Origin of the sequence: Glutamicibacter sp. NPDC087831, assembly GCF_044742845.1 — a bacterium.
In the GTDB taxonomy this organism is placed as follows: domain Bacteria; phylum Actinomycetota; class Actinomycetes; order Actinomycetales; family Micrococcaceae; genus Glutamicibacter.
In genome coordinates this window covers 1-16,633 of the sequence record NZ_JBIUVH010000007.1, presented here as the reverse complement: position 1 = coordinate 16,633, position 16,633 = coordinate 1, and the positions used below count along the sequence as shown (strand labels likewise).

The following is a 16,633-nucleotide window of genomic DNA, read 5'->3' as shown; positions in this document are numbered from 1 at the left end:
TTGGATCACTTTGGTCAACGTACCCGGTAGTTTTCCCATAAGTTGGCCAAGGCCAGCTCCCGGGCGCCGGCCAAAGCGCCGCGTGCCGCGGCCTCGGTTCCCAAGGTGGAAAGCTGAACATGAACCGGTTTGGGCAGCAAGCTGTTCAGTTCGGTTTCCAGAGCCGCGCACAATTGAGGCGTGAGCCCCGGGCCGATGGCCACCACTCGCTGCGGATCGACGAAGCCGATCAGGTTGGCCAGGACACGGCCGAACGGGGACAGGAAGGCTGGCCAGTTCCGTTCATCGGCCAGTTTTTCCCAGAGCACGCGGGTCTGGAACATCCCGGCCTCGCCGAGCGCATCGCGCAGGTTCGCGGTGCCCACCAGCTGGGTCTCCAGCTCGCCGGCGGTGCCGTGCTTGCCGCGGTGCAGCGCACCGTCGATGACCAGGCCTGCACCCAGGCCGGAACCGATGTAGATCATCATCAACGAACCGGCCAGCTCCCCGGCTTCGGCCAGGGCCATCCAATTCACGTCGTTATCCAGCAGCACCGGAACCCCGCCGGCGAACTGGCCGGCAAGGTTGGCCCCGGAGGAAGGGAAAATCGGGGTGGCCAGGACTCGCAGCCCGCCATCGCGCTGCACCGGGGCTGACTGGCTCACGGCCCCGGCCAGCAATGGGGAGCCGAGCTCAGCGGCCACGCGGGAGATCTCGCGGGCTCCCATTTGCTCTACCTGCGCGGCGGTGGTTTGCGCCGTCAGCGGGTAGAAGCGGTCCACCAGCGTCTTTCCGGCCAGGTCGGTGGCGCGGACCTGCAGGAATTCTGCCTGCAGGCACAGTGCCAGCAGGTGGCCGAAGCCGCTGTCCAGCGCATAGTGCTCGGGAACGCGGCCGCGCTTGGGCTCGTTGTCCCGCTCGATGGCCGAGGCCAGCCCGTTCTCCTGCAGGCGCGAGATCGCCTGCGATGCGGTGGGCTTGGAGATCCCCAGATCCGCAGCGATCTGGGTACGGGTCGCCGGGGCTTGGCAAAGGTAATCGAATACCCGGATGTCAGTCAGCGTCGCCAGGGCACGGGGCCCAGCAGTGGAATCAGTCACCCACCAATCCTACTGGCCTTCTGCCCTGATTTCAGGGCAGCAGAACTTGGCGCACCGACCGTCCCTCGGCTAGTGCATCCAGGGCGTCGTTGACCTGGGCCAGCGGCCTGGTTTCCACGAGTTTCTCCACAGGGAGCTTGCCGGAGCGCCAGAGCTGCTCGTAGTAGGGAATATCCTTCTTCGGCAGGGCAGAACCCATGTAGCTGCCGATGATCGTGCGTGCTCCTGCGGTCAGGCCCAGGGGCTCGATGCTGCTCATCGCGCCCGGAGCCGGAAGCCCCACGGTCACCAGGGTTCCGCCCACGCCGGTGGCCTGCAAGGCGGTTTCGAAGGCACGCGGATGCCCCGCGGCCTCGATCACGATTTCGGCGGTGCGCTGCCCCAGGGCCTGCGGCGTGCAGGCTTCATCGGCGCCCAAGGCCAGCGCGGTGGCCAGCTTGTCCTCATTGGCGTCAACGGCCAGGATACTGCCGGTGCTCCTTTGCCCCGCGGCCACCAGCAAGGCGGCCATGCCTACCCCGCCCAGGCCGACGATGGCAACATCCTGGGCGCCGGTTGCCCCGGCGGCGTTGCGCAGTGCACCGCCGCCGGTGAGCACCGCGCAGCCCAGCACCGCGGCCACTTCAGCAGGAACGTCCGCGCCCACCGGGATGAGGCTGCGCGCATCCATCACCGCATAGTCGGCAAAGGCCGAGACGCCGAGGTGGTGATGGACCGGCTGGCCATCGAGGGCCAACCGGCGAGCGCCGGTCAGCAGGGTCCCTGCTCCGTTGGACGCGGTGCCGGCGCTGCACGGCAGCTTGCCGCTCTTGGCGCACGCTTCGCATTGCTCGCAGCGGGGCAGGAAGACCGAGATCACCTGCTGGCCGATGTCCAGATCCACCCCATCACCCACCTGCTCGACGATGCCTGCTGACTCGTGGCCCAGCACCATCGGCAGCGGACGCGGCCGGTTCCCGTCGATCACCGACAAGTCCGAATGGCACAGTCCGGCCGCGGTGATGCGCACTAGCACTTCGCCGGGCCCGGGTTCTTCGAGCTGCAGCTGGCGCATCGCCAGCGGCCGGTGCTTGGCATAGGGCCGCTGGTTCTCCCGGCGCTCAAGCACCGCGGCATGGATCTGGCGCATGCTCAGCCCGCGGTTGGCTGGTTGGCTTCGGCCGACTCCGGGTTCCACCCGCGCACGGCACCTTCTGGCAGCAGGTTCTTCACGATCAGCGAGCAGTCCTTGTCCCCCAGTCCCTGCTCGATCAGTTCGTCGAAGTGCTCGCGGGCCAAGCTGGCTGCCGGCAGCTGAACCCCGGTGCTTGCGCCCGCGTCCAGGGCCAACCCGATGTCCTTGCGGGCCAAGTCGGTGCGGAAGGTGGCCTCGAAGTTGTTGTTCGCCGCGGCGGTATCGATGATGCCCGGCACCGGGTACCAGGTCTGCTGCGCCCAGGAGCGTCCCGAGGAGACCGAGGCGATCTGCCAGAAGACTTCCGGGTCCAGGCCCAGGGCTTCGGCTAACTGGGAGCCTTCGGCGCTGGCCATCAGGTCGATGAACAGCATCATGTTGTTGCAGATCTTGGCGGCAATGCCCATGGAGGGGCCCCCGGCGACGATGGTCTTCCCGCTCATCGGGGCGATGAATCCGGTGGCCTGCTCCATCAGTTCTGGTGCCCCGCCGAGCATGAAGGCCAGGGTTCCGGCCGCGGCTCCGGAGATGCCGCCGGAGACTGGGGCATCGACGAAGTGCAGGCCGCGCTGCGCGGAGCCCGCGTGGATGTAGCGGGAAGTCTCGATGTCCACCGTGGAGGAATCCAGCAGCAGCATGTCCTTGCTGGCGTTGGCCCAAATGCCGGCGTCACCCTCATAGACCGCGCGCACGTGCGCTCCCTTGGGCAGCATGGTGAACACGGCGTCGGCCTGGTCCATGGCTTCGGCGATCGATCCGGCTATCTGGACTCCGCCGTCGGCCGCGGCGGCGCAGGCCTGCTCGTCCAGGTCGTAGCCGCGCACGGTGTGCCCTGCGGCCACCAGATTCGCGGTCATCGGTCCGCCCATGTTGCCCAGGCCAATCCATGCGTACGTGCTCATCTGCACACCCCTCGTCCTTGAGTATTGTCCTTGTCAGGCCAGCGTAGGGTGCGCGGCGTGCCAGACTCAATGCACTTGGGCACGCCAATTGCGCAGGCCTAGTGTGCGCTAGCGCACACGAGGCATGGCAGACTGTGGACCATGGACCGTCAGATCGATTACCGCCATCTCGAATCCCTCATTGCCCTGCTGACCGTTGCGCGCCTGGGCCGCTACACCGCCGCCGCGAATGTTCTCGGGGTGAACCACTCGACGATTTCCCGTCGCATCGACGCACTGCAAAAAGCCATGGGCGGCCACCTGCTCACGCGCTCTCCCAACGGCTGGGAACTGACGGACCTGGGGCGCCGGGCCATGTCCAGCGCGGAAGCCATCGAGCAGGCCGTGGAAGCCATCGGCTCCCAGAAGGAGACCGGTGCATTGGCCGGCCATGTGCGCGTCGCCGCTCCCGACGCCTTCAGCGCCCACCTGGCGGCTCCGGCCCTGGCAAAGCTCCAGCTAAAGCATCCGCAACTGGTCTTCGAGATCGTTTCGGAAACCACCCGTGCACGGCAGACGCGGACCGGCATGGATTTGGAGATTGTCATTGGCGAACCCAGCGTCCGCAAGGCGGCCTCCACGAAACTCCTGGATTACGAGCTGCGGCTCTACGCCACGGCCGAGTACCTGGAAGCCCACGGCACCCCGGCACAGGTTGCCGATCTGGCCGGGCATAGCCTGAACTACTACATCGACACCGCGCTGACGGTGGACAAGCTCGACGAGGCCACCGCCGCCTTGCCGCCGATGCACCGCGCGATTTCCTCCACCAGCATCGCGGTGCAATATGCGGCCACCATGAACCATGCAGGCATCGGCTTGCTCCCCACCTTCCTCTCGGAGCACTACCCGAATATGGTTCCCGTGCTCCATGACCAGTTCACCTACCAGTCCGAGTACTGGCTGGTGGGACGCGAAGAAGCCTTGCGCAGCCGCGCGGTCCAGGAGACGGTGCGCGCGCTCAACGATGCAACCACCGCCGGAGACTGGTTCATCCCGCCATTCCCGGCGTACAACTTGTCCTCCGGCTAGGCGCCCTTCACCGTGGCCCGTCCGGTTCCCAGTCCACGATGGCCTGCAGCAGCTGCGCCACTGATCGGGCGCTGTCCAGCCGGAGCACCGGACGGGCTTCGTCATCCAGCCAGGCCTCATGGCGGGCGCGGCTGCGTCCGCTGAAGTCCGGGTCATCGTAGCCAGCTGCCCACGCCATGAATTGTTCCAGGGCTCCGAGTTCCAGGGATTGCCCGCTCAGGCGCTGCTTCTCGCGTTCTGCAAGACGGCGCAGGCGCACTTGGGGATCCAGCGCCAGGAAAACGAAGGCATCGCACTGCGACAGGACTTCTTCTCCCCATCCCTGCACTGATCCGGACAGTACCCAGGCTTTGCGCGGAACGAAGACCTGGTTCATGAGCATGGTTCGGGCAGCCGGCGCACGCTGCTCGCGGTATGGCGGATCGGTCGGAACCCAGAAGTAGTCGTCGCTATCGGCATGCGGCACGGACCAGGCATCGGCCACGGCGCGCGCGAGGGTCGTGGTGCCACTGCCGCTGGCACCGAAGATATGCAGCCTGCACCGCTTCATCCAGAGCCCCGGCGGCAACTGTGGCTACTTTTCATCATTCTTCCGGCTGCTCCGGCGCCGCCCGTATGAAGCGCAAGCGGCAATGAAGCCAACACCGAACAGGAACGCCAACAGGTACTCAATTCCCATCTGCCCGTGCACCTCGCAATCGCATCATGCTGGGGGCAGTGATGTCCACCGAAACCCCATCCTTCTTGGCTGCCAGACTCGCAGATCGGCAACGACGGCGCAAGCCGATGGCCCGCCCGCAGGTCGCTGAACACGCCCAAGACCAGCCCCTTCCGTGGAGCTGGTCTTCGGCGTCGTGCTGGATCTTGCGGCTTACTTCTGAATCTTCAGTTCGTCGCGGGCGGCCTTTTCGCCGTTCACTGCCAGCCGGTCCGCCTCGTCGATCTCACCGAGGTCCAGCCCCTTGGTTTCCTTCATGAAGAACACCGCCACCAGGGTGACCAGGGCGGCGAACACGATGTACCCGGCCACCGGAACCCAGGATCCGTAGACCTTGAGCAGGAAGGTGGCGATGATCGGGGCCATGGACCCGGCCACGATCGAGGTGACCTGGTAGCCCAGCGAGACGCCCGAGTAGCGCATGCGGGTCGGGAACATCTCGGCCATGATGGCCGGCTGCCCGGCGTACATCAGCGCGTGCACACCCAAGCCCAGCACGATGGTGGCCAGGATGACCGCATCGTTGGCGGTATTGAACAGCGGGAAGGCCGCCACGCCCCAGACGGCCATGAGCACCACGCCGGTGGCGTAGACCGGGCGGCGGCCGAGGGTGTCGGTGAAACGGCCGACGATCGGCACCAGGATCGCGTGGATCACGTGGGCAATGAGCATCAGGCCAAGGATCGTGGAGGTGTCCATGTCCAGCTGGGTGGCCATGTAGGTGATGGAGAAGGTCACCACCATGTAGTACATGATGTTCTCGCCGAAGCGCAGGCCCATGGCGGTGAACACCCCGCGCGGGTAGCGCTTGAAGACTTCGCCCACGCCGTAGCCGGCAGCCGCGTTCTGCTCCAGCTCAGCCTTGGCCTCCTTGAAGATCGGGGCATCGGAAACGCGGGTGCGGATGTAGTAGCCGACGACCACGATCACCACCGAGAGCCAGAAGCCGATGCGCCAGCCCCACGCCAGGAAGGCCGCTTCGCTCAGCGTTGCCGAGAGCACCAGCAGCACCACGGTGGCCAGCAGGTTGCCCACCGGCACTGCGGCCTGCGGCCAGGAGGACCAGAAGCCGCGTTCCTTGTTCGGCGCGTGCTCGGCCACCAGCAGCACCGCGCCTCCCCATTCCCCGCCCACGGCGAAGCCCTGGGCGAAGCGCAGCACGATCAGCAGGATCGGTGCGGCATAGCCGATAGAGTCGAAGGTGGGCAGGCAGCCCATCAGGAAGGTGGTTGCGCCGACCAGCACGATCGCCACCTGCAGCAGGTGCTTGCGTCCGTACTTGTCGCCGAAGTGGCCGAAGACGATGCCGCCGATGGGGCGGGCAATGAAACCGACCGCGTAGGTCAGGAAGGCCTTGATGATGTTATCCAGATCGTTGCCGGTATCCGGGAAGAAGATCTTGTTGAAGACCAGGGTTGCCGCGGTCGCGTAGAGGAAGAATTCATACCATTCGACGACGGTGCCAGCCATGGAGGCTGCTACGACCCGGCGCAATCCCTTGCGCTCGGCCTTCGATGACGTTTCGCTTGCCACTGTGCGTTCCTTCCGCCCACGCCAGTTCCCCCTTTGGGACCGGCCTCATCAGCGAGTATGGCCTAGATCACATCGCGAAAGATAGGCGAAACGAGGCATAGTGGGAGGCGGATTCTGCACATTCAGCGTGCATTTCTGCACACGCAGCGGCGGCTGCTTGAAAGGTCGAGGATGACGGCTTGGGAAAACCCCGCTCACCAGGTGGCGTTGCGAGGCGTGCGCATGGATGCGCAAACCCGTTGCGCCCACTACCACTCCTTGTTCGATGTGATCGCGCTGAAGCACGACTGCTGCGCCACCTTCTACCCCTGCCACCTCTGCCATGGCGAACTGGCCGATCACGAGGCAACGCCGTGGCCGGCGGACCGGTTCGATGAACCCGCCGTGCTTTGCGGGGTCTGCAGCACGCAGCTGAGCCCGGCGAAGTACCTCGATGCCAGTTCCTGCCCGAACTGCCAGGCCCTGTTCAATCCCGGCTGCAAAGTGCATCTGGACTTGTACTTCGAGATGAAGCCAGCCAGCTAGTCCCAGGGCAGTTCGTTCTCTTGTGCAGGCTGCTGCGGGATCACCAGCACCGGACGATGCTGCTTGTGGGCCAGCGCCACGGCGATCGACCCGTCCATCAGCTGGGCCATCTTGCTGCGGATCCCCGGACGGCGGGTGCCGACGACGATCATCTGCGCATCGAGCTGCTCGGCTACCGCGGCCAGCACCTTGGCAGGGTCGCCGGCCACGGTATAGCTCTCGAGCTCGACACCGGTAATTACCGAGGTGATTTCCCAGGCGAGTTCCTCGGAGACCGGGCTGGCCGAAGCCAGCAGGTCGCCCTCGGACAGCTTGTCGGTAATCAGGCGCCCGGAATCAACGTGGATGCACACCAATCGTGCATTCAGCCCGCGTGCCAGCGAACCGGCCGCTGCCAAGACCGCCGGGGACATGCCCGATTCCACGCCCATGACCATAGTGCTCATCAGCTCTACCCGCTTCCCTTATTGGCAGTTCCGGTCGAAGAAACTGCAGTTCACAAATCCTTGAGCTCCATGGCCTGGTCCGTCAGCCGATCAGCGGCAATTTCCCGACCAACCAGCCCGCGCAGGGTGTCATTGACATCCCAGATATTCACGTTGGCTGCCGCCGTGATCCTCTGGCCGTCCTGCCAGAACAGCAAGAACTCTCCACTCTCGATGCTTCCGCGGACCACCGAGGCGTCATCGGGAGAATTATGCCCGACGTATTCCATCCCCAGATCGAATTGGTCGGTGAAGAAATACGGGAGCCAGTCGTAGGATTCTTCCACGCCCATCAGCGTGGCCGCGGCGAGCTTGGCTTGGCGGATGGCATTGTCCCAGTGCTCAACGCGCAGCTGCCGCTGCAGCCTGGTATTGAAGGCCTGGGCGATATCCCCGACGGCCAGGATCTTGGAATTGCTGCTGCGCAGCGAAGCATCCACGACCACTCCCGAATCCACTTCCAGCCCGGCGGTCTGCGCCAGCTGCAAGTTGGGGCGGGCGCCAATGGCCAGCAGCACCACGTCGGCACGCGACGAGCCGGCGTCGGAGAGCACCTGCAGATGCCCGTCCACCTGCTCGATGCCCTGGGCTCGTGCGGTGCGCACATCCACGCCATGGCGTTGGTGCAGTTCCAGCAGGTAGTGCCCGAAGCGTTCGCCGAAAACCTTGGCCAACGGCATCTCGGACGGGGAATAGACGGTGACGCGCGCACCGCGTTGGCGGGCGGTGGCCGCCACTTCCATGCCAATCCAGCCCGAGCCGATGACCGCCACCTGCGCCCCCTCGGTCAGTTTTGCACGCAGCGACTTCGCATCGGCCACGGTGCGCAGCACGTGCACTCCGGGCAGGTCGTAGCCGGGCATCGGATTCTGCCCGCCCACGCTGGCCCGCGACCCGGTAGCCAGGACCAGCTGGTCGTAGTCCACCGCGCTGCCATCGGCCAGCAGCACCTGCTGGCTGGCAGTTTCGATGCTGATCGCTGCGACCCCCAGGCGCAGGGCGACATCGTGGCGTTCATACCAGGGGCCGTCGTGGACCGTGAAGGAGGCAGGATCGTCCTTGCCTTGCAAGAACCCCTTGGACAGCGGCGGACGCTCATAGGGAAGCTCGGCTTCCTCGCTGATCAGCGTCAGCGCTCCCGCATAGCCGCGCTCTCGCAATTCGCTGGCAACAGTAGCGGCGGCCAGGCCGCCACCGGCAATGACGATCGATTCCATGCTGTCTCCAACTCCTCGAGGGCGGTATACCTCGATCGTGGCACGCGAGCATCGCGCTGGCAAGAGCCGGCGGAAGAACCGGGCATTACTAGGGGGATCCTGATAATTCCGGGCCATTGGGGCGCAACTGCCGCTGGCTGCCGGTAAGGTGCCAAGTACCTCGGAAAACCAGCTTAGGAGCCAGCCATGCACACGTCCCGCCATCAAAGCACCGAAGCCGCTGAAGTCCCGGGCCGCTACGTGCTCGTCTTCGACCAGCCAGCTGCCGGCGCCCCTGGCCTGGCCCAAGTCCAACGCGACACCGAACTGCCCCAGCTGCTGGCCGAGCAGGGCTACTCCACCAGCGAATACTTCCCGATGCTGGGCATCGCGGTGGTCTCCAGCGGCACCGAGCAGCTGGAGGACTTCCGCCAGCGCTGCGCCGGGCATCGGCTGCCGGCCTCCGTGGTGCCGGAACTGGTTTACCGGATCCTGCCCGATGCCGCCAAGGTCCCGGGCCAGTCCTCGTTCGCGGACACCGTGGAATTCACCTGGGGCCTGCAGGCGGTGGGCGCATCGCTGTCCAGCTACACGGGCAAGGGAATCAACGTGGCTGTGCTGGATACCGGCTTCGACAGCGCGCACCCGGATTTCGCCGGCCGCACCGTGGATGCCAAGTCCTTTGTCGATGGCGAGGACGCCAGCGACGGCCATGGGCATGGCACCCACTGCATCGGCACGGCCTGCGGTCCGCGCGACCCGCAGCAGGGACCGGGCTACGGGGTCGCCTCCGAGGCCAATATCTTTGCCGGAAAGGTGCTGGGCAGCAACGGATCGGGTTCCGACTCCACGATCCTGGCCGGAATCAACTGGGCGCTGGAAAACAAGTGCGAGGTCATCTCGATGTCACTGGGCGCCGACGTGAAAACCGTGCACCCGCCCTATGTCACCGCGGGACGGCGCGCCCTGGAGCTGGGCTCGCTGATCGTGGCCGCCGCCGGCAACAACGCGCAGCGCTCCGCCGGGAATCCGGGATTCGTCGGCGCGCCAGCCAACAGCCCCTACATCATGGCGGTGGCTGCAGTGGATTCGGCCCTGGCCATTGCCGATTTCTCGGCGCAGGCGCTGGATGCCCAGGGCGGCGCAGTGGATATCGCCGGCCCCGGCGTGGACATCTATTCTGCCTGGCCGGGAGAAAAACGCTACAACACGATCAGCGGCACCTCCATGGCCACCCCGCATGTGGCTGGCGTGGCAGCGCTGCTGGCCGAATCCACCGGGCTGCGGGCCCAGGAGCTGTGGGACAAGCTGCTGTCCACCTCCCGCGATATCCCGTTGCCGGCCGAGGATGCCGGTGCCGGGCTGGCCCAAGCCCCCGCCAGCACGGAAGGCCAATAGGATGTGCGGCGACACAGTGCATATCTATGTGATCACCGTGGTGGCCACGGTGGCCCCCGAGTCCATCGTTGATGAGCTGCAAGCCCGCGGACTGCAGGTTAAGCAGGTGCTCGCTGCCCTGGGCCAGATTATTGGCGAGGGCAGCGAGCAGGTGGCCGCAGCGCTGCGGGAGCTCGACGCGGTCGAATCGGTGGATGCCGAGCAGCACTACCGGGCAATCGGCGAGGAGCGCTAGCTAGCTAGCTAGCTAGCTAGCGCAGGATCACCGTGCGGTTCCCGTAGAGGAAGACCCGGCCCTCGCAGTGCCAGCGCACCGCATTGGACAGCGCCTTGCACTCGGTGTCGCGGCCGGCGGCCACCAGGTCCTGCGGGCCAAAGGTATGATCCACCTCGACGACCTGCTGGGCGATGATCGGGCCCTCATCCAGCTCGGAGTTCACGTAGTGGGCGGTGGCGCCCACGGTCTTCACGCCGCGCTCCCAGGCCTGGTGGTATGGCTTGGCGCCCTTGAAAGAGGGCAGGAACGAGTGGTGGATGTTGATCGTCTTGCCGGTCAGCTCGCGCGAGAGCTCGTCGGAGAGCACCTGCATGTAGCGGGCCAGGACCACCAGCTCCGCTTCGTGCTTGGCGATCAGCGAGAGCAGCTCCGCCTCGGCCTGCGGCTTGGTCTCCTTGGAGATCGGCACATGGTAGTACGGGATGCCGTGCCACTCGACCAGCGACCGGCTGTCCGGGTGGTTGGAGACCACCGCGACGATCTCGATCGGCAATTCGCCGGTGCGGGCACGGAAGAGCAGGTCGTTGAGGCAGTGGTCGAACTTCGAGACCATGATCAGCACCTTGGTCTTCTGGCCGCGTTCGCGCAGCTGCCAGTCCATTTCGAACTGCTGGGCGACCTCGGCGAATTCTGCACGCATCTGCTCCAGCAGGTCGGCCTGCCCCTCGCCGGCGAAGTCCACGCGCAGGTAGAGCCGGCCGGCGGCCATGTCGTCGAATTGCTTGAGCTCGACGATGGTGCGTTCGTGCTTCAGCAGGAATCCGGTGACCGCGTTGACGATCCCCATTCCCTCGGGGCATTGCAGGGTCAGCACGTGGCGGATTTGCTCGCTCATGATTGCTTCAGGTCCTTTCGGCTAGCGGGTTAAACAGCACTGTGCCAGAGCCGGTGTCCGAACGCCACGAACTGGCCGGATTGTTGCTGTGCATGCTTGTGCTTGCGTGTTTGCTGATACAGGCCAGTCCGGCCCCGCCCCGGCGTCGGGACGGGGCCGGATCAGCCGGTGCGGCTAGGCCACCGGTGGTACGGCGAACTCCGCCATGGCGTCGATCAGCCAGTGCACGGTGTGCTCGGTGAAGGAGGCGCGCGGCATGATCCGCCAGCTGGTTTCGCCGGTGCGCCACAGCAGGACCGGGATGTTCGCCAGCGAGGTGGTGATCGCCTGGTTCACGCCGAAAGCGCGCGGGTGCAGGTCCGTCGGGCAGCTCTTGCGCAGCACCAGCGGCGCATCCGGGCCTTCCAGTTCCAGCACCGAGCGGTTGGCCGAGAGGTCCACCACCTGCCCGGGCTCATCGCCCAGGGCCGCGGCGAGCGCACCTGCCAGCTCGGTGTTCTCCGGGCTGGTGGCCAGGAACTCGTCCGGGCCCAGCCAGAGCACCGCGGTGCCCGACACGTCGCCGGCCACCTCGCCCACCGTGGCGGGCAGGCCCACGCCGGTGGCCGCAGACAGCGCCGTGTGGGCTGCCCCGCCCGGTGCGCTGCGCAGCGAGATCTGGGTGGTGAAGGCGATTTCGCGCAGGGACACGCGGCCGGCGACGCTGGCCGCCTGCATCTGGGCTGCCAGGTGCTGCGCCGGCGAGCTGCGCACGTCGGTGTCAATCAGGGTGTCGTTAGCCATCACGGCGGCTTCCTTCCGGGTCGAAGAGAACGAGTTCGGAGACCTGGACGTCGACCAGCTGGCCGCCGACCGGGGTCTTGAGCACTTCGCCGATGCGGTTGCGCCCATTCTTGATCAGCGCCAGGCCGAAGGTGCGCCCCAGGGCCGGCGAGTTGTACGAGCTGGTGACCCAGCCTTCCATCGGGGTGATGCCATCGGTGGCCAGCGCGTCGGCGGCAACCAGCGCGGCGCCTTCGGGCAGGCGCAGCGAGCTGTCCACCGGCAGCACCGAAACCAGGTGCTTGCGGTCCTCGCGCACGTTGTCGGCGCGGCTGTAGGAGCGCTTGCCGACGAAGTCCTTGAGCTTGGAGACCACCCATTCCATGCCGGCATCCTGCGGGGTCACCGTGCCGTCGGTGTCCTGCCCGACGATGATGAAGCCCTTCTCGGCGCGCAGCACGTGCATGGTTTCGGTGCCGTACGGGGTGATATTGAATTCCTCGCCGGCGGCGTACACGTCTTTCCAGACGCGCAGCCCGTGCCAAGCAGGGATGGCGATCTCGAAGGCCAGTTCGCCGGAGAAGGAGATGCGGCTGATCCGCGCCTCGATCCCGGAGTCCAGCACCACGTCCTTGAAGGCCATGAACTTGAAGCCCTCGTTGGACACGTCCACCGAGCTGGCCAGCTTCGCGATGACCTCGCGGGACTTCGGCCCGACCACCGCGACGGTGGCCAGCTGCTCGGTCACCGAGGTGCAGGTGACGTCCAGTTCAGGCCATTCGGTCTGCAGCCACTCCTCCAGCCAGTCCAGCACGTCGGCGGCGCCGCCGGTGGTGGTGTGCATCAGGAAGCGGTCCTCGGCCAGGCGCAGGGTCACGCCGTCGTCGAAGACCATGCCGTCGGCCTTGCACATCACGCCGTAGCGTCCCATGCCGACCTTCAGCTTGGTGTAGCCGTTGGTGTACATGCGGTTGAGGAACTCGGCCGCGTCCTTGCCGCGGATCTCGATCTTGCCTAGCGTGGTGGCATCGAGCATGCCCACCGAGGCGCGGACCGCGGCGGATTCGCGGTAGACGGCCTCGTCCATGGTTTCGCCCGGCTGCGGGTAGTACCAGGCGCGCTTCCACTGGCCGACGTCCTCGAATTCGGCACCGTGCTCCACATGCCAGGAGTGCATCGGGGTGATGCGTGCCGGATCCAGCAGCTGCCCGCGGGTGCGTCCGGCCAGGGCGGCGAAGGCCACCGGGGTGTACGGTGCGCGGAAGGTGGTGGTGCCGATCTGTGCCGGGTTCTCGATGCCCAGCACCGCGGCGATCACGCCGATCGCCGCGACGCCCGAGGTCTTGCCCTGGTCGTTGGCGGTGGAGATCGAGGTGTACCGCTTGATGTGCTCCACGGACTGCATGCCGGCGCCGGTGGCGCGCAGCACGTCGGCCACGGACTGGTCGCGCTGCAGGTCCACGAAGTGGGTCTTGTAGTTCGCCGCGTCATCGCCGTTCAGCGAGGGCACCAGCCAGACCGGGCGGGTTTCCCCGGCCGGAACGGCTACCGCCTGCGGTACTTCTGCGATGCGCTGGAAGTCGGCTGCGCTGGCTGCCGCGGCGCCGGTGGCGGCCCCGGTGCTCAGCGCGCTGGCGGTGTCGAAGCGGCCGGTGACCGCGCCGGCCAGGTGCTGGTTGGCCACCGCGGCGGCCGGGACGAACGCATGGATTGCGGTGTCCCAGTCCAGCTTGCCCTGGCGCTGGGAGTGCAGGTGCACCACCGGGTTGAAGCCGCCGCCCACGGCCAGCACGTCGGCCTCGAAGCGCTGCGGGGCACCCAGGTTGCGCTGCTCGTCCAGCTCGGCGACGGTCACTGCCGACAGCTCGCCGGAGGCGTCGGCCTCGGTGTCCACCACGACGGAGCCGGTCAGCACGGTGACCCCGGCGGCCACTGCTTCCGCGGCGGCCGCGGAGACGGTGGTGCGTGCGTCGATGACTGCAACCACCCCGCCGGTGGCTGCCAGCTCGGAGACCAGCGGGTAGACCGAGTCGTTGGTGGTCGCCACCACGATCTGCTGCCCGGCGCGCACGCCGTAGCGGTTCAGGTAGCTGCGCACCGCGCCGGCAAGCATGATGCCCGGGCGGTCGTTGTTCTCGAAGACGATCGGGCGCTCGTGGGCGCCTGTGGCCAGCACGACCTGCTGGGCGCGGATGTGCCAGATGCGTTCGCGGGAAACGCCCGGCCCGGCCGGTCCGTCCAGGTGCACGGTGCGGCGCTGCGCGGCGATCAGGTAGTTCGCGTCGTAGGACCCGAAGACGGTGGTGCGCTGCAGGTGGGTGGTTTCCTCGGCCGCGGCCAGTTCGCCGGTGACCTGCTCGATCCACTGGCTGCTGTCCAGGCCGTCGATCTGCTCCCCGGCGGTGTCCAGCAAGGTGCCCCCGGCCTCGGCGCGCTCGTCGAGCAGCATCACCCGGGCCCCGGAGCGCGAGGCTTCGCGGGCCGCGGCCAGGCCGGCCGGACCGGCGCCGACCACCAGCACGTCGGTGTGCACGTGCACGTGGTCGTAGTAGGCCGGGTCGGTGGCCGGGTCCAGCACGCCCAGGCCCGAAAGCAGGGTGGCGTTCAGCGATTCGGTGACCGGGACGGTGGTGGCAGGCAGCATCGATTCGGTGATGTCCTGGCTGTGCCGGGCGCCGACGGTCACCAGCGCGTTGGGCTCTTCGACCCCGGCGGCGAAGATGCCGCGCGGGCGGGCAAGGTACAGCGAGTTGCCGCATGAACGCAGCCCGTTGGCCAGCATTGCGCTGGCCACGGTGTCGCCGCGGTAGGCGGAAAGCTGTTGCCCGTTCACTCTCAGGGCCAGTGCTTCCTCGCGGTTAATGCGGGCGCCGGCGCTCTGCGCGGCGGAAAGGCGCTGGGACTGGCTCATCGGGTGCCTCCTTCGGTGGCCTGGATTTCTGGGCGTGCTTCGCCGGCACGGTAGACGGCTTTGAATTCATAGGTGACGGTGTCGCGCAGGGCGTTGAACCACTTGCGGCAGCCGCCGGCGTGGACCCAGCGTTCGGCGAAGATGCCCTTCTTGTTCTGCCGGTAGAACAGGTAGCGCGACCATTCCTTGTCGCTCAGCGCGTTCGGATCCTCCGGATAGGCCACGTGGGCTTCTCCGCCGTACTTGAATTCGTTCTCATTGCGTGGCCCGCAGTTCGGGCAATCAATCAGCATCATGGCGGTTGCTCCTAGTGTGCGACGGCTGCTGCGCCGTGCTCGTCGATCAGGTGGCCGGTTTCGAAGCGATCCAGGCTGAACGGCTTGTTCAGCTCGTGCGGCTCGTCATTGGCGATGGTGTGCGCCAGGGTGAATCCGGCACCCGGGGTGCCCTTGAATCCGCCGGTGCCCCAGCCGCAGTTCACGTACAGGTTCTGGATCGGGGTCTTGGAGACGATCGGCGAGGCGTCCATGGTGGTGTCCACGATGCCGCCCCAGGTGCGCAGCACGTGCGCCCGGGCGAAGATCGGGAACAGCTCCACCGCCGCGGCCATCTGCTCCTCGATCACGTGGAACGCGCCGCGCTGGCCGTAGCCGTTGTAGCTGTCGATGCCCGCGCCCATGACCAGTTCGCCCTTGTGCGCCTGGGAGACGTAGACGTGGATGTGGTTGGACATGACCACCGTCGGGTGCACCGGTTCGAACAGCTCGGAGACCAGTGCCTGCAGCGGGTGGGACTGGATCGGCAGTTCGAAGCCGGCCATTTCGGCCAGCACCGAGGAGTGCCCTGCCCCGGCCAGTGCGACCTTGCCGGCGTTGATGGTGCCGCGCGTGGTCTTCACGCCGGTGACTTTCTCGCCATCCTTGATGAAGCCGGTGACTTCGCAGTTCTGGATGATGTCGACGCCCATTTCGTTGGCCTTGCGGGCGAAGGCCCAGGCCACATGGTCGTGCTTGGCGATGCCGGCGCGCGGCTGCCAGGTGGCTCCCATGACCGGGTAGCGGATGTTGTCGCTCACGTTGATGATCGGGCAGGCTTCCTTGACCTGCGATGGGTCCAGCCATTCGGCGTCCACGCCGTTGAGCTTGTTGGCTTCCACGCGGCGCACCGATTCGCGCACATCCCCGAGGGTGTGGGCCAGGTTCATCACGCCGCGCTGGGAGAACAGGAAGTCGTATTCCAGGTCCTCGGGCAGCTGTTCCCACAGCTTCAGCGACTTCTCGTAGATGCCTGCCGACTCGTCCCAGAGGTAGTTGGAACGGATGATGGTGGTGTTGCGGGCCATGTTCCCGCCGGCCAGCCAGCCCTTTTCCAGCACGGCCACATTGGTGATGCCGTGGTTCTTGGCCAGGAAGTAGGCGGTGGCCAGGCCGTGCCCGCCGCCGCCGACGATGACTACGTCGTAGGACTTCTTCGGTTCCGGGTTGTTCCAGAGGAATTCCGGGTGCTCAGGCAGCAGATCAGCCATGGCTATTCTCCAATCTTCTTCAGGTTCGGGTACAGCGGGTGGGCCGCGGCAAGCTGCAGAACACGATCCTTCAGCTCCGGCAACACCGCCGCATTACCCTCAGCACCAGCAATCAACGCCTGCGCAATGATCTCCGCAACCTCAGCAAACGCAGCCTCCGAGAAACCACGGGTAGCCAACGCCGGAGTACCAATACGCAACCCCGAAGTCACCATCGGCGGACGAGGATCAAACGGCACCGA

The 16,633-nt window shown here is 66.4% G+C and carries 16 protein-coding genes and 1 pseudogene; 4 read left to right on the top strand and 13 right to left on the bottom strand.

Going from position 1 to position 16,633, the window contains the following annotated elements:
- Positions 1-14: 14 nt before the first annotated feature.
- Genes ACIOJF_RS17110 through mmsB form a run of 3 tightly spaced genes read right to left on the bottom strand, consistent with a single transcriptional unit; the run spans position 15 to position 3,155 of the window.
- On the bottom strand, positions 15-1,079 hold the full coding sequence (locus tag ACIOJF_RS17110; RefSeq protein ID WP_402741962.1) for an ROK family transcriptional regulator: 1,065 nt from the start codon (positions 1,077-1,079) through the stop codon (positions 15-17).
- A 31-nt stretch (positions 1,080-1,110) separates the two neighbouring features.
- Positions 1,111-2,208: an alcohol dehydrogenase catalytic domain-containing protein gene (locus tag ACIOJF_RS17105; protein ID WP_402741972.1), complete on the bottom strand. Its 1,098-nt coding sequence runs from the start codon at positions 2,206-2,208 to the stop codon at positions 1,111-1,113.
- Positions 2,209-2,210: 2 nt separating this feature from the next.
- A complete protein-coding gene (mmsB, locus tag ACIOJF_RS17100; protein WP_402741961.1) occupies positions 2,211-3,155 on the bottom strand; it encodes a 3-hydroxyisobutyrate dehydrogenase in 945 nt (314 codons plus the stop codon).
- Between the two features lie 141 nt (positions 3,156-3,296).
- Between mmsB and ACIOJF_RS17095 the strand changes: the two genes are divergently transcribed.
- Positions 3,297-4,226, top strand: coding sequence for a LysR family transcriptional regulator (locus ACIOJF_RS17095; protein ID WP_105662687.1), 930 nt, complete (start codon positions 3,297-3,299; stop codon positions 4,224-4,226).
- 7 nt (positions 4,227-4,233) lie between these two features.
- Here the strand turns inward: ACIOJF_RS17095 and ACIOJF_RS17090 are convergent, their stop codons facing one another.
- Both ACIOJF_RS17090 and ACIOJF_RS17085 read right to left on the bottom strand, forming a co-directional pair.
- Complete coding sequence (locus ACIOJF_RS17090) at positions 4,234-4,776, bottom strand: hypothetical protein (RefSeq protein WP_402741960.1); 543 nt, start codon at positions 4,774-4,776, stop codon at positions 4,234-4,236.
- A 321-nt stretch (positions 4,777-5,097) separates the two neighbouring features.
- A complete protein-coding gene (locus ACIOJF_RS17085; protein ID WP_105662689.1) occupies positions 5,098-6,477 on the bottom strand; it encodes an MFS transporter in 1,380 nt (459 codons plus the stop codon).
- A 171-nt stretch (positions 6,478-6,648) separates the two neighbouring features.
- On the opposite strand from ACIOJF_RS17085, the gene ACIOJF_RS17080 reads away from it, so the two are divergent.
- Complete coding sequence (locus ACIOJF_RS17080; protein WP_402735182.1) at positions 6,649-7,002, top strand: CHY zinc finger protein; 354 nt, start codon at positions 6,649-6,651, stop codon at positions 7,000-7,002.
- Here the strand turns inward: ACIOJF_RS17080 and ACIOJF_RS17075 are convergent.
- Entirely contained in the window at positions 6,999-7,448 is a 450-nt protein-coding gene (locus ACIOJF_RS17075; protein ID WP_402735181.1) for a universal stress protein, read from the bottom strand. The two genes, ACIOJF_RS17080 and ACIOJF_RS17075, sit on opposite strands and share 4 nt — an antisense overlap.
- A gap of 50 nt (positions 7,449-7,498) precedes the next feature.
- A complete protein-coding gene (locus tag ACIOJF_RS17070) occupies positions 7,499-8,704 on the bottom strand; it encodes an NAD(P)/FAD-dependent oxidoreductase (RefSeq protein WP_402735180.1) in 1,206 nt (401 codons plus the stop codon).
- A gap of 186 nt (positions 8,705-8,890) precedes the next feature.
- Between ACIOJF_RS17070 and ACIOJF_RS17065 the strand changes: the two genes are divergently transcribed.
- Positions 8,891-10,081: a S8 family serine peptidase gene (locus ACIOJF_RS17065; protein ID WP_332488045.1), complete on the top strand. Its 1,191-nt coding sequence runs from the start codon at positions 8,891-8,893 to the stop codon at positions 10,079-10,081.
- Between the two features lies 1 nt (position 10,082).
- Complete coding sequence (locus ACIOJF_RS17060; protein WP_332488047.1) at positions 10,083-10,316, top strand: hypothetical protein; 234 nt, start codon at positions 10,083-10,085, stop codon at positions 10,314-10,316.
- Positions 10,317-10,332: 16 nt separating this feature from the next.
- Here the strand turns inward: ACIOJF_RS17060 and purU are convergent, their stop codons facing one another.
- The 6 genes and pseudogenes from purU to ACIOJF_RS17030 all read right to left on the bottom strand — a co-directional run.
- A complete protein-coding gene (gene purU / locus ACIOJF_RS17055) occupies positions 10,333-11,193 on the bottom strand; it encodes a formyltetrahydrofolate deformylase (RefSeq protein WP_402735178.1) in 861 nt (286 codons plus the stop codon).
- Positions 11,194-11,367: 174 nt separating this feature from the next.
- Positions 11,368-11,976, bottom strand: a complete 609-nt coding sequence (locus ACIOJF_RS17050; protein ID WP_402741959.1) for a sarcosine oxidase subunit gamma — start codon at positions 11,974-11,976, stop codon at positions 11,368-11,370.
- Positions 11,969-14,866 carry a sarcosine oxidase subunit alpha family protein gene (locus tag ACIOJF_RS17045; protein ID WP_402741958.1) on the bottom strand — a complete coding sequence of 966 codons (2,898 nt, stop codon included), beginning with the start codon at positions 14,864-14,866 and terminating at the stop codon, positions 11,969-11,971. The genes ACIOJF_RS17050 and ACIOJF_RS17045 overlap by 8 nt, the downstream gene beginning before the upstream one ends.
- Entirely contained in the window at positions 14,863-15,162 is a 300-nt protein-coding gene (locus ACIOJF_RS17040) for a sarcosine oxidase subunit delta (RefSeq protein WP_073707877.1), read from the bottom strand. Before ACIOJF_RS17040 ends, ACIOJF_RS17045 begins: the two co-directional genes overlap by 4 nt.
- 11 nt (positions 15,163-15,173) lie before the next feature.
- Positions 15,174-16,391 (bottom strand): sarcosine oxidase subunit beta family protein, encoded by a 1,218-nt coding sequence (locus tag ACIOJF_RS17035; RefSeq protein WP_105658901.1) that lies wholly within the window; start codon positions 16,389-16,391, stop codon positions 15,174-15,176.
- Positions 16,392-16,393: 2 nt separating this feature from the next.
- Positions 16,394-16,633: pseudogene (locus ACIOJF_RS17030) on the bottom strand (serine hydroxymethyltransferase); the annotation flags it as partial.

What these genes read in the sequence shown, in the direction of transcription:
- ACIOJF_RS17105 (WP_402741972.1), bottom strand. Translation starts at nt 2,208, where the DNA reads ATGCGCCAGATCCATGCCGCGGTGCTTGAGCGCCGGGAGAACCAGCGG.
- mmsB (WP_402741961.1), bottom strand. Translation starts at nt 3,155, where the DNA reads ATGAGCACGTACGCATGGATTGGCCTGGGCAACATGGGCGGACCGATG.
- ACIOJF_RS17095 (WP_105662687.1), top strand. Translation starts at nt 3,297, where the DNA reads ATGGACCGTCAGATCGATTACCGCCATCTCGAATCCCTCATTGCCCTG.
- ACIOJF_RS17090 (WP_402741960.1), bottom strand. Translation starts at nt 4,776, where the DNA reads ATGAAGCGGTGCAGGCTGCATATCTTCGGTGCCAGCGGCAGTGGCACC.
- ACIOJF_RS17080 (WP_402735182.1), top strand. Translation starts at nt 6,649, where the DNA reads ATGACGGCTTGGGAAAACCCCGCTCACCAGGTGGCGTTGCGAGGCGTG.
- ACIOJF_RS17075 (WP_402735181.1), bottom strand. Translation starts at nt 7,448, where the DNA reads ATGAGCACTATGGTCATGGGCGTGGAATCGGGCATGTCCCCGGCGGTC.
- ACIOJF_RS17070 (WP_402735180.1), bottom strand. Translation starts at nt 8,704, where the DNA reads ATGGAATCGATCGTCATTGCCGGTGGCGGCCTGGCCGCCGCTACTGTT.
- ACIOJF_RS17065 (WP_332488045.1), top strand. Translation starts at nt 8,891, where the DNA reads ATGCACACGTCCCGCCATCAAAGCACCGAAGCCGCTGAAGTCCCGGGC.
- ACIOJF_RS17060 (WP_332488047.1), top strand. Translation starts at nt 10,083, where the DNA reads ATGTGCGGCGACACAGTGCATATCTATGTGATCACCGTGGTGGCCACG.
- purU (WP_402735178.1), bottom strand. Translation starts at nt 11,193, where the DNA reads ATGAGCGAGCAAATCCGCCACGTGCTGACCCTGCAATGCCCCGAGGGA.
- ACIOJF_RS17050 (WP_402741959.1), bottom strand. Translation starts at nt 11,976, where the DNA reads ATGGCTAACGACACCCTGATTGACACCGACGTGCGCAGCTCGCCGGCG.
- ACIOJF_RS17045 (WP_402741958.1), bottom strand. Translation starts at nt 14,866, where the DNA reads ATGAGCCAGTCCCAGCGCCTTTCCGCCGCGCAGAGCGCCGGCGCCCGC.
- ACIOJF_RS17040 (WP_073707877.1), bottom strand. Translation starts at nt 15,162, where the DNA reads ATGATGCTGATTGATTGCCCGAACTGCGGGCCACGCAATGAGAACGAA.
- ACIOJF_RS17035 (WP_105658901.1), bottom strand. Translation starts at nt 16,391, where the DNA reads ATGGCTGATCTGCTGCCTGAGCACCCGGAATTCCTCTGGAACAACCCG.